Source organism: Paraburkholderia lebeckiae (assembly GCF_050436325.1).
Classification (GTDB): Bacteria; Pseudomonadota; Gammaproteobacteria; order Burkholderiales; family Burkholderiaceae; genus Paraburkholderia; species Paraburkholderia tuberum.
In genome coordinates this window covers 758,738-772,737 of record NZ_JBNDLZ010000003.1, presented here as the reverse complement: position 1 = coordinate 772,737, position 14,000 = coordinate 758,738, and the positions used below count along the sequence as shown (strand labels likewise).

Annotated in this window: 14 protein-coding genes and 1 pseudogene; 6 read left to right on the top strand and 9 right to left on the bottom strand. The window is 61.7% G+C overall.

The genetic code is table 11. From position 1 onward, the window contains the following. Positions 1-660: 660 nt before the first annotated feature. Positions 661-1,857: a restriction endonuclease subunit S gene (locus OKW44_RS21445; RefSeq protein ID WP_084753982.1), complete on the bottom strand. Its 1,197-nt coding sequence runs from the start codon at positions 1,855-1,857 to the stop codon at positions 661-663. Between the two features lie 5 nt (positions 1,858-1,862). On the opposite strand from OKW44_RS21445, the pseudogene OKW44_RS21440 reads away from it, so the two are divergent. From OKW44_RS21440 to OKW44_RS21420, 5 genes and pseudogenes are all read left to right on the top strand, one after another. Further along, positions 1,863-2,092: pseudogene (locus OKW44_RS21440) on the top strand (cupin domain-containing protein); the annotation flags it as partial. Between the two features lie 84 nt (positions 2,093-2,176). Then, on the top strand, positions 2,177-2,608 hold the full coding sequence (locus OKW44_RS21435) for a carboxymuconolactone decarboxylase family protein (protein ID WP_343219763.1): 432 nt from the start codon (positions 2,177-2,179) through the stop codon (positions 2,606-2,608). 38 nt (positions 2,609-2,646) lie between these two features. Continuing rightward, positions 2,647-2,874 carry a carboxymuconolactone decarboxylase family protein gene (locus OKW44_RS21430; RefSeq protein WP_343219762.1) on the top strand — a complete coding sequence of 76 codons (228 nt, stop codon included), beginning with the start codon at positions 2,647-2,649 and terminating at the stop codon, positions 2,872-2,874. Between the two features lie 413 nt (positions 2,875-3,287). Further along, a complete protein-coding gene (locus OKW44_RS21425; RefSeq protein ID WP_239499002.1) occupies positions 3,288-4,463 on the top strand; it encodes a hypothetical protein in 1,176 nt (391 codons plus the stop codon). Positions 4,464-4,513: 50 nt separating this feature from the next. After that, the gene (locus OKW44_RS21420) at positions 4,514-5,410 is read left to right on the top strand and encodes a DUF707 domain-containing protein (RefSeq protein ID WP_018418614.1); all 897 of its coding nucleotides are present in this window, start codon (positions 4,514-4,516) and stop codon (positions 5,408-5,410) included. Positions 5,411-5,653: 243 nt separating this feature from the next. Here OKW44_RS21420 and OKW44_RS21415 read toward each other — a convergent pair whose 3' ends face one another. After that, the gene (locus OKW44_RS21415; protein ID WP_018418613.1) at positions 5,654-5,788 is read right to left on the bottom strand and encodes a hypothetical protein; all 135 of its coding nucleotides are present in this window, start codon (positions 5,786-5,788) and stop codon (positions 5,654-5,656) included. On the opposite strand from OKW44_RS21415, the gene OKW44_RS21410 reads away from it, so the two are divergent. Next, positions 5,780-6,265 (top strand): hypothetical protein, encoded by a 486-nt coding sequence (locus OKW44_RS21410; protein WP_429411307.1) that lies wholly within the window; start codon positions 5,780-5,782, stop codon positions 6,263-6,265. The two genes, OKW44_RS21415 and OKW44_RS21410, sit on opposite strands and share 9 nt — an antisense overlap. Before the next feature lie 296 nt (positions 6,266-6,561). Here the strand turns inward: OKW44_RS21410 and OKW44_RS21405 are convergent, their stop codons facing one another. The 7 genes from OKW44_RS21405 to OKW44_RS21375 form a co-directional block, all read right to left on the bottom strand. Next, positions 6,562-7,461: a tyrosine-type recombinase/integrase gene (locus OKW44_RS21405; protein ID WP_084753981.1), complete on the bottom strand. Its 900-nt coding sequence runs from the start codon at positions 7,459-7,461 to the stop codon at positions 6,562-6,564. A gap of 424 nt (positions 7,462-7,885) precedes the next feature. After that, positions 7,886-8,278 (bottom strand): Na+/H+ antiporter subunit G, encoded by a 393-nt coding sequence (locus tag OKW44_RS21400; RefSeq protein WP_018418610.1) that lies wholly within the window; start codon positions 8,276-8,278, stop codon positions 7,886-7,888. Between the two features lie 8 nt (positions 8,279-8,286). Continuing rightward, the gene (locus OKW44_RS21395) at positions 8,287-8,562 is read right to left on the bottom strand and encodes a K+/H+ antiporter subunit F (protein ID WP_018418609.1); all 276 of its coding nucleotides are present in this window, start codon (positions 8,560-8,562) and stop codon (positions 8,287-8,289) included. Further along, entirely contained in the window at positions 8,556-9,050 is a 495-nt protein-coding gene (locus OKW44_RS21390) for a Na+/H+ antiporter subunit E (protein ID WP_018418608.1), read from the bottom strand. The genes OKW44_RS21395 and OKW44_RS21390 overlap by 7 nt, the downstream gene beginning before the upstream one ends. Positions 9,051-9,052: 2 nt before the next feature. Continuing rightward, positions 9,053-10,837, bottom strand: a complete 1,785-nt coding sequence (locus OKW44_RS21385) for a monovalent cation/H+ antiporter subunit D (protein ID WP_429411302.1) — start codon at positions 10,835-10,837, stop codon at positions 9,053-9,055. Beyond that, positions 10,834-11,166 carry a Na+/H+ antiporter subunit C gene (locus OKW44_RS21380; RefSeq protein ID WP_018418606.1) on the bottom strand — a complete coding sequence of 111 codons (333 nt, stop codon included), beginning with the start codon at positions 11,164-11,166 and terminating at the stop codon, positions 10,834-10,836. Before OKW44_RS21380 ends, OKW44_RS21385 begins: the two co-directional genes overlap by 4 nt. Next, positions 11,166-13,967 carry a monovalent cation/H+ antiporter subunit A gene (locus OKW44_RS21375; protein ID WP_026225492.1) on the bottom strand — a complete coding sequence of 934 codons (2,802 nt, stop codon included), beginning with the start codon at positions 13,965-13,967 and terminating at the stop codon, positions 11,166-11,168. Before OKW44_RS21375 ends, OKW44_RS21380 begins: the two co-directional genes overlap by 1 nt. Positions 13,968-14,000: the final 33 nt, after the last annotated feature.

Below are 14,000 nucleotides of genomic sequence, written 5' to 3'. Positions count from 1 at the left end.
GGTAACGGCTTGCGAGAGCAAAGACCCATCCACTTAACGAGTGCCTGTTGCAGTCGATGGCTGAGCGCTGAAAGGCAGCATCGAAACGTCGAAGGACCGACCGATGGCAACGAGGTCTGAAGTCTCACTTCCCGCATGCGAAAGCTGCCATCCGCCAACGCCGGCACTAAAGTCTGCGAAGCTGTAGTTGGCCGACACTTGGATACCGCCCGTCGGCTGTCGAAACAGTCAAGCTCGTTGTATGTGCAGCTAATATAGGACGGTTGCTCGGCCCATGTTGACGTTCAGGTCGCGCCGTTCATGGGGCTTAAAGCCGTCTTCCGGACGTTCGGATCTGCGTACCACGAATTTCGCGTTATTGTCACGATGAGTACTATCGGACCCGTTGCCGCCGGTCGCCAGCTTGAGACCATGTGGCGCGTTGTGGAGCGCAAAAGGCATTGACGGGGGATTCGCTGCCGAGTTCTCGGCCCTTGTCGTCATTCGAGAGCCGGCTCTGGCCAGGAGGCGGCACGTCATCTACCTGACGTTCGCGTCTCCGCGGGTAGCGTGTAATCGGTCCCAGTGAAATCGGACACTCGCTGAGCGGGTAGGGCGGCGCGCAGCGGATGCATGACCGCGCAGCACTACCCCACTTGTCGGGCTGCGACGGGTAAACTCCTACTCGACAGCCGTTTTCTCTTCTCTCTTCAGCGCAACTGCCGCGGCGGGTTTTGTGCGCGTGCTCTTCGTCGTCTTGCCTTCGGAGGACCGCTGCTTGGCCAACCGCTTCAACAGTTCTGCGGCTGGCTCATCGTTCGGATCCTGCGGAACGAGTTCGCCACGGAAGGCTTTGGCGACAATAGCCGGCGAAAGTCGCTCAACAGAAAGGCGCGCCTGCTCTATCCGTGCCTCAACGCGATCGGCAAATGCGAACAGTTTTTCGACACGACCGGCGATTTCCATCTGTTCGTCAAGGGGCGGCAACAACAGCGGAAGCGCCCGAACCTCGTCCGAATTTATATTGTTAACACCGCTGGTAGACCTGCTTGTAACCTCGATGCGTTGTCGCTGCTCCGGGGATGCAAGGCAAATTCGAGCAAACGCCGGCAGGATCACCTCCTGGTTCATACGTAAACGCATGAGATAGCCCGCAAACAGCATTCCTTCCTCACGCTTGGTAACCAGTCCTGCTTTGCCAACTATCTCCACGCTACCGTTTGATCGAATGATCAGAATATCTCCTGCACGCAACGCGAGCTTCGCCACCTCGTTTGCATCGAAGTGCACAGACTTCATGTCTTCATGAATAATCTTTCCGTGATCGGCAATGTTTGGTATGCGCAAAACGGGGGTGCCGCTAGCAGAGTAGTCGCACTTTTTTGAGGTGCCGTATCTGAGATCAATGAGCAACGCGCCAATCGTGGTACTAGTCCAGCACTCCGGTTGGGCATAGCTGCTGGCGCGTCCCATAGTTTCGCGCCAATCTTTTGTCAGATTCCCACTCGTAGCCGCAGCAAGAACCGACGCTCTATAGCGAGTGAGAATTCCTGGCACGCGATCGAGCCGCTCACGACACGCATCCACGCGCGCAAGCATGGTGTCAAGCTTGTCGGCGATGCGCTGCTGCTCCGCATGCGAAGGCATTGCTATCGGCAATGGATAGGCGTCTGCTCGGCTTAATCCAGGGATTGCAGTCGACTTGTTTAACGAACCAAGGTTAAGCTGTTTGAGCTGGTAGTACCAAAATTTAGGAACCCCGCATTTGAAGTCGTCCACATAGTAGGTGGTATCGATTGGCGAGCAGGATACTGGCGAAAAGTTAACTTCGCCGACGCTTCCTTTTCGACCAATGATGATTGTTGGCCCTGCACTCAACGCAACTGATCGTTACAGCCGGTTGCGGTTGGACCCAGTGCGAGGGCGAGCCGCGCGTGGAAATTCGCGCGGGTGACGTGGTCTGGTGCCCGCCTGGCCACAAGCACTGGCATGGCGCAACTTCGACCACCGCGATGACACACATCCCATTCAGGAAGCGCTCGACGGCAAGAATGTCGAATGGCTGGAGAAAGTTACGGACGAGCAGTACCTCGGCAGCGGCGGCCAGGTGTAAGTGCCGTTCACGCGGCCGCAGACCTGCACTTTTGTGCACCGCAACTCAGGATGCGGCCGGCGCCTCAATCAAAGGACTCGAAAGATGCAAGTTCCATCAATGAACGTTCACCTCACGCTCGCCTCTCCCGCTTTCGCGCGCTATACCAACGAAACCGTGTTCGGCGGCCGTTGGAAGAGGCCGCAACTGTCGCCGCGAGACCGGAGCATCGTGACGCTGTCGGTACTCATCGCCCGCAAGCAGGTCATCGAGATGCCGTTTCAATTACGGTTCGCGCTCGATAACGGGGTAAATGCGGCAGAAGTGTCGGAGATGATCGCGCATTTGGCCTTCTATGCCGGCTGGGGAAACGCAATCGCGGCTGCGGCGGTCGTCGGGCCCATCTTCGCTGAACGCGGCGTCGGTCCAGATCACGCGTATGCCACCGACGTCGCGCTTCTGCCGTTGAACGAAGCGGACGAGCAACAACGCGCGCAGACGGTGAAGGAAAACTTCGGCGAGGTAGCCCCGGCGTAGTCCAGTACACGACGGACGTTCTGTTTCGCGATCTCTGGTTGCGGCCCAGACTCGCCCCTCGTGATCGCAGTCTCGTGACAGTCAGCGCGCTCGTTGCAAACGGCCAGGTGGGGCAAATACCGTATCACCTCAATCGCGCGATGGACAATGGACTGACTCGCGACGACGCGTCGGAAGTGCTGACTCAACTTGCCTTCTATGCGGGCTGGCCAAACGTCTTTTCGGCAATGCCCGCGTTCAAGGACGTATTTGCAAAGCGGTCTTGACCCCAAGGCCGTTCGAGCGGCTGGTGCAAATGCTCATTTTCTCGAACGATCCGCATCCGACTGGCAGAGGCACCGCCAATTGCGACAACTCATCAACGATTTGGGCCGGTTATCTTTCATTCCTGCAGCGGATATATAAGATACGAGCACGCTGCATGCGTCGGGCGGTGCGGTGGGACCCCTATAAAAATCACTGGAACCCCGCGCAATCCTGGTCACGCCGTCGGGCATAGATATCTACAACGTTGAGGTCAGGAGACAGTTATCCGCTACCGCCGAGTTTTTCTTCGCACTCGCCGACGCTCAGTCCGGAAACTCACCGGACCGCGCCTCTCGATCCGGCACCCGGAAAGTGCTGCGATGCAACGTAGCCGTCTTGCCTCGGCAATGTACTCGTCCTACGAAGGAGTAGCATGACTGCATCCGGCTCAAACGCGGGATTGAGGCGAGTCGCCATTCTGGTCCTGCTCTGTCGCGACTACGCAGCGCTTGAACTGACCCTCGCCAGTCACATGGCGTACCGGCCGACAGGCGTAGAGTTCATCCTGCTTCAGAACTGCAGGGGCGGCTATGACGCGGAACGCACGCTTGCCGTCGCGCGGCGCTACGCAAGGCTTTTTCCGGGCGTCGTTCGGGTCGTCGACGATATTCCGCCTGGTCCACCCTATCGCACGATCAAGAAACTACTCTCGCAGCCGGCGTTCGCCGAAATCGACCTGATCTGCAAGGTGGACGACGACGCGTTCCCGATCGCCGGCGGGTGGTTCGACAAGATGCTCGCCACGTACGACGCGGTGGAAAAGGAAAGCGGGAACGGGCGTGCCTACGTCACCCCGCTCATCAACAACAACTGGGGCTTCCCTGAGGTGATGCGTGCGATGAGTCTGGAACGCGAGTACTTCACGAACCAGGCGCATCCGCATTTCGTCGGTGCCGCCGGGGACGGTCGCTGTCCGATGCGAATCATCCCTGCTGACCAGATCGAGAAAGGCACCAATGGCACGATATGGGGCTATCCGCATATCGCGCGCTGGCTACATGAACGGACGACGCTGCAGCCTGATGCTTTCATCGCCGCCACTCGGGCGCTCGAACCTTGCGAAGTGCCCTCAGGATCGCGCTATTCGATCGGCTGCATTCTTTTTCGCAAGCAGTTATGGGACATGATCGACGACGGTGGGCAAGACGACGAGCACATGATGCATATGTACTGCGCGCGACACCAGCTGCGAATCGTTTGTACGCGCAGCGTGCCGTTCGTTCACATCGCGTACTTTACCCAGCGTGAGGAGAACCGCGACATCGTCGATGCCGCTCGCGCGCTGTACGACGCGAGGCTCGGCCATCCCTTTCCGATTTCACTCTACGCGGACCGCGAACGCGATATCGAAGCACGGTTGCGGTGGCTCGAAGATCACCCACCGCAGACCACCAACGTGACACTCGCCGTGTCGAGGCGTGTCAGCCGCGCAATCTATCGGCGAGTGCGCACGCTGTGGAAATGGGAAGGGCGCGCGTCGCCGAGCGGAGTGTGTCGTTTCATGATTTCGCGCGGTTGGTGTCGGTCAAATGCAATTCTTCGCCAGTGACTGTCTTTACGTGCCGCGCAATCTGCATCTACGCATAGGGAAATTGAAAGATGAAAAAGTACCTGGTCGTTCTGAGGTGTGGAGACAGTTCCTTGCATCCGCAATGGTTCAGCGGCGGACAGGCCCCCAACTTTGATTTGATGCTGAGTTACTACGGGAAGAACGAAGATTATGCAGACATCTTTGCCAAAGCCATACATCGATTCAAAGGATCAAAATGGGAAGGTCTTAACGACTTCATGTTGCAAAATGCCCAATTGATTCTGCAATATCGTTACATCTGGCTCCCGGACGACGACATCCTGACGGATGTTCAAACCCTGAACGACTTCTTCGAGTATGTAGAACGAGAGAATTTCGCACTCGCGCAACCGTCTCTCGACGAGAGAAGCTATTTCGGTCACCAAACGACGTTGCAAAACAGCGCGTTTGAATTTCGCGAAACAAATTTCGTGGAGGTGATGATGCCATGTTTCTCGTCGAATGCTTTGCATGCGATAAAACACAGCTTTGGGATGAGCCAATCAGGCTGGGGCGTCGATTTCTTGTGGCCCAAGTGGGTCGCTTCTTTTGGAAAGGTTGGCATTATTGATCGTTTTTCCGTGTTCCATACACGCCCGGTCGGTTCGGCTGGGAGCGGCATGGGAGACGATTCAACTACGAGTCCATTGTTTGAATTGAATCAGACGCTCGCGCAATACGGGATGCTGGGCGCTCCGATAAAGGTCATTCGTGGCAAAACAAGCGATGTAGGCAAATCATATGCGAGCGGTCGACTGGGCAATCCAATGTTGTTCATTCATGCGGTAAAGGGCAGCAATCCGGTGCGACGGAAAGATATCGTCAGTTTTATGAGGCTACTGAAAGAGTATCTCCCATGGCTTCATCATATCAAGCGCACAACGTGGCCAATACATCCGGCTCCGGAAAGGCGCTCCAGCCGTTGAGAATGATAATGCGTGTGATTGATGCGAATACGGTATCGCTACCGCCGGAATAGACCGTTTTCGAAGCAGCACACCTGTCGCGATTATTGATGGTGTCAGGAAAATGTATGAGCTTCTAAAAATGCCGCTACGGTACGTAAGCGGGTTGCTGAAGCACCAACACTGGTCGACACAGTAGACGTGAGGGTTGGCGCGGCTTGCGTGCCGCGCCATGAGCTTCAGCGAAGCCAAGGCGCGGGTGCATCATTCGAGGCGCTTCACCGCGAACAGGAGCGCGTACTGCTCGTGGACGATGTACCATCGATAGCGCTCTGGAAGCAACGCGCTGGCGGCTTGCCACACGGGCAGCGCGTCATTGATGACGAGCACATGATGCATATCTACTGCGGCGGCACAAGAGTGGGCAATCCAATGATCTTCATTCATGCAGTAAAGGGCAGCAATCCTGTGCGACGGAAAAACATCGTCACTTATATGGGGCTGCTGAAAGAGTATCGCGTCGAAAAATACACCGCCTCCCTTGGGATTCCCGACTACAAGCGGCTGTTCTTCCGGCTCAAATACGTCTTTGCATACCGTGCAATTGCGTTTCAAACCGCCAGCACCGCGCCGAGCTATCAACTAGCAAGGCCGATTCTGAAAAGCGTTTCGGAAAAGTTGCGCATCGAGCACTTGATAGGCATTTATGCCGACGGCCGGCCGAAACTTTCCGTCGTCATCTCGCTGCTGAAGATCCATCCATGGCTCTTCTATCGCTTCGTGAGACGCTTGAATTACGACCCAGCCAGCGGGAATAGTAATCGCCCCAATCAACGACGGGCGCCCTGGAAGGCAGCGGACCAGGTAGCCGACTGAACGTGCGCGACGAGAACAATGGGAACATCAGGTCGGGACCGGCACGACCACGCAGGCCGAACTCGATGCTTTCCGATATCCGGCTGCTGGCCGGAGATGCGACATTGCCGGTCGAGACGGAACTGAGGCCAGACCTGATCGGCAGCTCAGCCCCGACTGGGTTTCGGCCACCGCGCCAGGCACTTGCATGATCGTGTTCTAGAGCAAGCCGCACTACAAGCCGAATTCAGCCTTGATCATGCTCAAGTGATCGGCCACGCGTCGCGCATAGTCTTTGGCGCCCCCGCTATAGCGATCTAATGCGTTCTCGAGGTTCCCATCCGACGCTCTGATGTAATCGTGCAGAATGGCGGACCCGATACGGACGTTCGTGCGCGGGTCGAGATGGAATGGACACCGCCCTCCCTCCGGGGAAGTGGGCACGCTTGAGGGCCCGAGCGGGCGGCAGTCAGGATGGCAAACTCCAGGCAGCGCGCGGCCGTCGTCAGCGTGCCGCGCAGCGACACCATGAAGGCACCCATTTCGTCGATGGCCATCGCCGGATGGTTGCGAACCCGCTTCGTCCTGCTGGGTGCGGCGAGCAGCTTGTCCAGGTTACCGCGCCACGTCGCGGGATTCTCGCCTTCGCGATAGCCCTTGACGCGTGCCCAGTCGAGCACGTTCTCGATCCGGCCGCGCAGCCGCGACGCGGTTTCCGTCTTCGTTGTCCAGATGGGTTCGAGCACGGCGAGCACATGCTCGCGGCCGACATGCGCGACCTGAAGCCTGCCGATCAGCGGATAGGCGTATTCTGCAAGCGTGTTGCGCCACTGGCTCGCATGCTTCGGGTTGCTCCATTCGGCCGACTTCGCCTCGATGAAGCGCTTCGCCGCGTCCTCAAAGGTGATTTCGCGCGCCTGACGGGCCCGCAGCTGGCTGAACTTCTCCTTGCGCGCCAGCACCGGGTCGACCCCGGCGGCGATCTCGTCGCGTTTGGCACTCGCGTGTTCGCGCGCAGTCTTGAGCGGGACGGCCGGATATGCGCCGAGTCCGATCTCGCGCCGCCTGCTGCCGACCATCACGCGCAGGATCCATGAGCGCGCGCCACCCGGCGTGACCTGTAACGCCAGGCCCGCCACCCCGCCGACCATGTGTAAGCCGGGTTCGGTCAGGCGTGACACCGCCAGCGCGCCCAGCTCCCGTGCAATCTTCGGCATTCGTCTACCCCCAATCTACCCACCATAAAATTTACGGTTAAAGGCGACAAATTGCAATGGGGTCGGATACATTACCGACGCACCTGAACGGTAATGCATTGATTTTACGGGGAAATTACCGGCTGATTGCGATAAAGGACGACGGTGGGAGACGGGGCTCGGGCGGACCCTCTCTCCGCCAGGACATCAAATGAATACGGGCCCTCGGCCCGTTTTTCGTTTGTGTACCTACACCGCTACCCACATGACGCGAGCTGTAGCTATCCGGTGTCCGTTAGCGGCGGTTTCGATGCATAGTCCGCGAGCAACACATCGGCCCAGCGGCATCTGCCTCTATGCAACTGCAACTGCAACTGCGAAGTCCGGTCAACGAGAATTTTGTGCACGTGGGATCGTCCCGAGAGGCACGAAGATTCGACGAGCCTCACCCTTCATCCCCCTCCCGCAACTCCCCCGTATTCCCCCGTTCCGCGCAAGCGCCCGTAACAGGCGGCCGCCCCCGCGTCGCCTCTGACAGCGTCACTCCCTGCTGAATCCCCGCCTTCGCCAGCATATGTGCACTGATCGGCGCGGTGAGAAACAGAAACGCCGGAATCAGCAACTCATGCAGGCTCGCGAAGTTGTTATGCGCACTGAAATACACCACCGACGCGAACACGATGCCGCCCACACCGAGCGTGGTCGACTTGGTCGGACCGTGCAGCCGCATGAAGAAGTCGGGCAGTCGAGCGAGCCCGACCGCCCCGACCAGCGTGAACAGACTGCCGGCCAGCAACAGCAAACAAACGATCGCTTCGACAAAAGTTTCCATCGGCATACCCCACGCTAGTTGAGTTCGATGATGTCGCCGCGCTGCAGGTACTTGGTGAGCGCGACGGTGCCCACGAAACCCATCACGGCAATCAGAAGCGCAACCTCGAAGAGCACCGTCGAGCGCAAGCTGATGCCGTACACGACGATCAACGCGATCGCATTGATGTTGAGCGTGTCGAGCGCGACGATGCGATCGGGCAGCGACGGCCCGCGCACGAGGCGCCACAGCGCGAGCAGGAACGCGATGCCGAGGATCGCGAGCGAGATCGGAATCACGATGGCTAGCATGCGAAGATCTCCATCAAAGGGGCTTCATAACGGGACTTGATGAGCGCGATGAGTGCCGCTTCGTCGTCGAGATCGAGCACGTGCACGGAGAGGCGCGTGCGGTCGTCGCTGAGTTCGGCGCACAGCGTGCCAGGGCTCAGCGAGACCACGCTGATGAGCACCGTGAGCGCGATCTCGTGGGTGCTGTCGAGCGGCACTTCGATGAACGCCGGGCGCATCCGCTGCGTCGGGCCGAGCAAGAGCAGCGCGACCTCGACGTTGGCCACGATGATGTCGACCAACACATGCCAGGCGAGTTGCACGAGCAGCCACGGTCGGCCGAAGCGCACCGGTCGCAGCCACAAGCCTTTGGCGACGCGAAAAGAGATCACGTAGCCGAGCACGGCGCCGAGCAGCAGATTGCCCGGCGAGACGTCGTTCATCAGCAGCACCCAGCAGATGATCAGCAAGACCGCGAGCCACGGGTGGGGGAAGAGCCGTTTCAACATCGTCAGTTCCCCTGTGCGTCGGCCGTGGTCGCGGCGGCCGCTGGTGGCGAGGAGCGCGCCGCGGGGAGGATCGCGTGCACGTAGGCGGCGCGATCGAATAGCTGTGTCGCCGTATCGGTGAGATAGTGCCGCACCGCGCCCGCGCCGAGCGTGATGGCCACGACACAGCCGAGCAGGACCGCGCAGGCGGCGAGCTTCGCATTACTGCCACGCGGTGCGCGCTCCTCTTTGCCGGCGACGGCGCGCCCGGCCGGCGCGGCCCACATCAGGCGCGTGCCCGTGCGGCTCAGCGCGACGATCGAGAGCAGGCTCGACAGCAGTACGGCCGGCCACAGCACGACTGCCGCGCCGAGCGGCGTGGCGGCCAGCACCATCGCCTTGCCGAGGAACCCGGACAGCGGCGGCAGGCCCGCGGCGCCCACCGCGGCGATCAGATAGAGCAGCGCGGCGAGGTTCGACGGCCACGGTGCATGCGTGCGCGGGACCGCTTCGACCGTAGCTTCGGCTTCGGTGCGAGCCGGTTCCCCGACCAGCACGGCGAGCGCGCCGGCCGTCTCGACCTGCAGCGGCTGCACCCGCGCCAGCGTCGCCACCGCTTCGCGGTCCGGGTCGGGCGAGATGGCCGCCGCGGCCGCGTCGTCGAGCGCTTCGAGCGAGCCGGGCTCGATCGAATTGGCATCGGCGGAAACGGCGGCATGCGCGGCGTGCGGTGTCGGGGCTTGCTCGGGTTCGAGCGTGTCGGCGAGCAGGAACAGCGCGCCAGTGCAGAGCGTCGTGCTGATCAGGTAGTAGAGCAGCGCGCTCCATGCAAGCGGCGTCTGTAGTGCGATCGCCGCGATCAGCAGACCCACCGAAACCAGCACGAGATAGCCCGTCGTGGTCTTGAGACTCGACACCGCCAACGCGCCCAGCGCGCCGAACACGATCGTCGCGGTCGCGAGCCACCACGCCCACTGATGCATGAACGCATCGAGCACGCCGCCCGCCGCGCCGAACACGAGCGCGTCGCAGCGCAGCATCGCATAGATGCCGACCTTGGTCATGATCGCGAACAACGCGGCCACCGGGCCGATGGCGCTGCTGTAGGCCTGCGGCAACCAGAACGACATCGGAAACACGGCGGCCTTGAGGCCGAACACGAGCATCAGCGTCGCGCCCGCGAACTGCGCGAGGGGCAGCGACGACTCCGGCCCGAGATGCGCCAGACGTTCGCCCATGTCGGCCATGTTGAGCGTGCCCGTGACGCCATAGAGCACGCCGATCGCGACCAGAAAGAACGACGAACCGACGAGGTTCATCAACAGATAGTGCAAGCCGTTGCGCACCCGTCGCGCGCCGCCACCATGCAGCAGCAGCGCGTACGACGCGATCAGCAGCAGCTCGAAGAACACGAACAGGTTGAAGAGATCGCCCGCGAGGAAGGCGCCGTTCAGGCCCATCAGTTCGAACTGGAACAGCGCACGGAAATAGCGGCCGCGCCTCGCGTCCTCGCTCGAGGTGCCGAGCAGGCAGCAGACCGCCAGCACGGCGGTGAGCACCAGCATCAGCGCGCCGAGCCGGTCGAGTTCCAGCACGATGCCGAACGGCGCGGGCCATGCGCCGAGCGCGTAGCTGGCGATCTCGCCTTGCGCGGCGCGCGCCATCAGCAGGCACGCGACGGGCAGCAGCGCGATGATGGCGAGCGCGTTCAGCGCGCGTTGCAGGCGTTTCGCGCGCAGCGGCAGCGCGACGATGACGCCCGCGGAAAAGAGCGGAATCAGGATCGGGAGCAGGAGAAGGTGGTTCATTCGACGGGCGTCTCCTCGCCATTGACGTGATCGTTGCCCGTGATCGAAAACGAGCGCAGCGCGAGCACCACGGTGAAGGCCGTCATTGCGAAGCCGATCACGATGGCCGTCAGCACGAGCGCTTGCGGCACCGGATCGGCGTATTGCGCCCCCGCCGCGATGACCGCTGGCTTGCCGATCGAAAGCCGGCCCATGCCGAGCAGGAACAGGTTGATCGCATACGAGAACAGCGTGATACCGAGAATCACCGGCAACACGCGTGCGCACAGCAGCAGGTAGATGCCGCATGCGCAAAGCACGCCGATCGCGATGGCAAAGGCAGCTTCCATCAGCTTTTCTCCACGGACTGCATGTCCTTGTCGCGCACGCCGAGGTGCGAGACGATCGTCAGTGTCGTGCCGACCACCGCGCCCGTTACGCCGAGATCGAACAGCATCGCCGTAGACAGTTCGATCTCTCCGATCAGCGGTACGTGAAGGTGACCGAACGCGCTGGTCAAAAACGGCTGGCCGAACGCGAGACTGCCGAGCCCCGTGGCCGCGGCGATCAGAATGCCGAAGCCCGCGAGCGCGCGGTAGTTGAGGTGGATGCGCGACTCGGTCCACAGCACCCCGCTCGCGACGTACTGCAGCAACAACGCGATCGAGAGGATCAGCGACGCGATGAAGCCGCCGCCGGGCAGGTTGTGGCCGCGCAGGAACACGAACACGGCGACGAGCACGGTGAGCGGCAGCATCAGCCGCGCGAGGATCGCGAGCATCAGCGGATGCGATTGCGACGACCATGGCCGGCCATCCGGCCCCGCATCGGGCGACTTCAGGCGCAGCCCGCGCAGCAGCGCCTTGACGGCGAGCCCCGCGACCACGAGCACGCTGATTTCGACCATCGTATCGAAGCCGCGGAAATCCACGAGGATTACGTTGACGACGTTATGCCCGCCGCTGCCGGGCAGCGCATTGGCGAGGAAGTACGGAGCGATGCCTGGCAGCGGCGCGCTCGTCATGATCCTGTACGACACGGCGCCGAGCAGCGCGCCGCCCGCGAGCGCGAGCACGCCGTTGCGCAGCCGGACGGGGAGCGGCTCGACGGCGCGTTGCAGCGCGGGCAGGAAATAGACGGCCAGCACGAGCAGCAGGATCGTGACCAGTTCGACGGAGATCTGCGTGAGCGCGAGATCGGGCGCGGAGAAGCGCACGAAGGCGAGCGACACGAGCAGGCCGCAGGTGCTCAGCATCACGAGCGCGTAAAGGGTGCGCGCACGCACGAGCACCACGCCGACGGCGAGCAACGCCATCAGCACGAGGCCGCCCAGCGTGAACGGATCGGGCGGCAGGCGCGTGTGGCTGCCGCTCCAGGTGTCGAGCGCGACGAGCGGCACGCCCGGCACGATCAGCATCGCCGCGATCATCCATGCGAGGTAGGCCGGCAGCGAGCGCGTCTCGAACAAGCGCACGATCACGCCGGCGCTCTGTTCGAGACGCTGCACGAAGCGGTCGAAGATTTCGCTCGCGTTCAACTCGGTGAGCGCCGTGCGACGGTGGCGGAAGGCATTGCGGCGCAGAAAAAAGAGCGCCGCGCCCGCCGCGAACGACACCGCGCTCATCACGAGCGGCGTATTGACGCCGTGCCACAGGCTCAGGCTGTAGTCGGGCAGCTTGCCGCCGAGCGTGACCCACGCGGCCGACGCGAGCAGCCTGCCGATGCATTGCTGCGGGAACAGGCCGATCAGCAGGCACAGCGCCACGAGAATCTCGATCGGCAGCCTCATGAAGCGCGGCGCCTCGTGCGGCGGATAGTGCGGCAGATCGCGCGGCGTCTCGCCGTCGAAAAACACGCCCCAGACGAAACGTAGCGAGTACGCCACGGAGAGCGCCGCCGCCACGATCGCGATGACCGGCACGGCAAGGTTCAGCGGCCCGAACATGCTTTGCGCAAGTGTTTCGCCGAAGAACATTTCCTTCGAGAGAAAGCCGTTGAGCAGCGGCACGCCGGCCATCGACAGCGACGCGACGCTCGCGAGCACGGCCGTATGCGGCATGTACCTGCGCAGGCCGCGCAGACGGCCCAGATCGCGCGTGCCGGTTTCGTGATCGACGATGCCCGCCGCCATGAAGAGCGACGCCTTGAACACCGCGTGGTTGACCGTGTGAAAGAGCGCGGCGACAGTCGAGAGCTGCGTGTCGAGGCCGAACAGCAGCACGATCAGGCCGAGATGGCTGATGGTCGAATAGGCGAGCAGGCCCTTCAGATCGCGCTGCAACAACGCCATCCCCGCGCCGCCCACCAGCGTGACGAGCCCGGCCACTGTCGCCGTATACGCCCATAGGTGGGTACCTTCGAAGACCGGATAGAGACGCGCGAGCAGGAACACGCCGGCCTTCACCATCGTCGCCGAATGCAGATAGGCCGACACGGGTGTGGGCGCCGACATCGCGTGCGGTAGCCAGAAGTGAAAAGGAAACTGCGCCGACTTCGTGAACGCCGCGAACAGCGTGAGCAGCAGAATGGCCGGGTAGACAGGATCGTGCTGCACCTTGTCAAGCTGGGCGAGCACGTCGTTCAGCTCGTAGCTGCCGCATACGTGGCCGAGCAACAGCACGGCCGCAAGCAGCGCGAGACCGCCCGCGCCGGTGATGGTGAGCGCCATGCGTGCGCCGCGCCTTGCGTCGGGCCGCGATGGCCAGAAGCCGATCAGCAGGAACGAGACGAGGCTCGTCAGTTCCCAGAAGATGACGAGCAGCAGCAGGTTGTTCGACAGCACGATGCCGAGCATCGCGCCCATGAAGAGCAGTAGCAGCAGGTACAGACGCGGCAATGAATCGCTGCCGGCGAGGTAGTAGCGTGCGTAGATGAAGACGAGCAGGCCGATCGCGAGTACGAGCAACGCGAACATGAACGAGAGGCCATCGAGGCGCAGCGACAGCGCGAGGCCGATGTCGGGCATCCACTCATGGCGCCATTGCAGCACGTCGTGGTCGCCCATGCCCATGCGCTCGCTCAGCAGCAGCCCGCAGCCGAACAGCGCCGTCGCGAACGCGATCCAGGTGCAGAGCGCGGCGGCGCGCGGCCTCGTGAGCGCGATGAGCGCCGCGGCCATGAACGGAAGTAGGACGAGCCACCCCAGTACCATTCGATGCCCTCCGGTAGTTCGAGTGTCAGACGG

Bases quoted from the DNA above. Each gene is read 5' to 3' on its own strand.
- OKW44_RS21435 (WP_343219763.1), top strand. From the start codon at position 2,177: ATGCAAGTTCCATCAATGAACGTTCACCTCACGCTCGCCTCTCCCGCT.
- OKW44_RS21425 (WP_239499002.1), top strand. From the start codon at position 3,288: ATGACTGCATCCGGCTCAAACGCGGGATTGAGGCGAGTCGCCATTCTG.
- OKW44_RS21420 (WP_018418614.1), top strand. From the start codon at position 4,514: ATGAAAAAGTACCTGGTCGTTCTGAGGTGTGGAGACAGTTCCTTGCAT.
- OKW44_RS21410 (WP_429411307.1), top strand. From the start codon at position 5,780: ATGATGCATATCTACTGCGGCGGCACAAGAGTGGGCAATCCAATGATC.
- OKW44_RS21415 (WP_018418613.1), bottom strand. From the start codon at position 5,788: ATGCATCATGTGCTCGTCATCAATGACGCGCTGCCCGTGTGGCAAGCC.
- OKW44_RS21405 (WP_084753981.1), bottom strand. From the start codon at position 7,461: ATGCCGAAGATTGCACGGGAGCTGGGCGCGCTGGCGGTGTCACGCCTG.
- OKW44_RS21400 (WP_018418610.1), bottom strand. From the start codon at position 8,278: ATGCCGATGGAAACTTTTGTCGAAGCGATCGTTTGTTTGCTGTTGCTG.
- OKW44_RS21395 (WP_018418609.1), bottom strand. From the start codon at position 8,562: ATGCTAGCCATCGTGATTCCGATCTCGCTCGCGATCCTCGGCATCGCG.
- OKW44_RS21390 (WP_018418608.1), bottom strand. From the start codon at position 9,050: ATGTTGAAACGGCTCTTCCCCCACCCGTGGCTCGCGGTCTTGCTGATC.
- OKW44_RS21385 (WP_429411302.1), bottom strand. From the start codon at position 10,837: ATGAACCACCTTCTCCTGCTCCCGATCCTGATTCCGCTCTTTTCCGCG.
- OKW44_RS21380 (WP_018418606.1), bottom strand. From the start codon at position 11,166: ATGGAAGCTGCCTTTGCCATCGCGATCGGCGTGCTTTGCGCATGCGGC.
- OKW44_RS21375 (WP_026225492.1), bottom strand. From the start codon at position 13,967: ATGGTACTGGGGTGGCTCGTCCTACTTCCGTTCATGGCCGCGGCGCTC.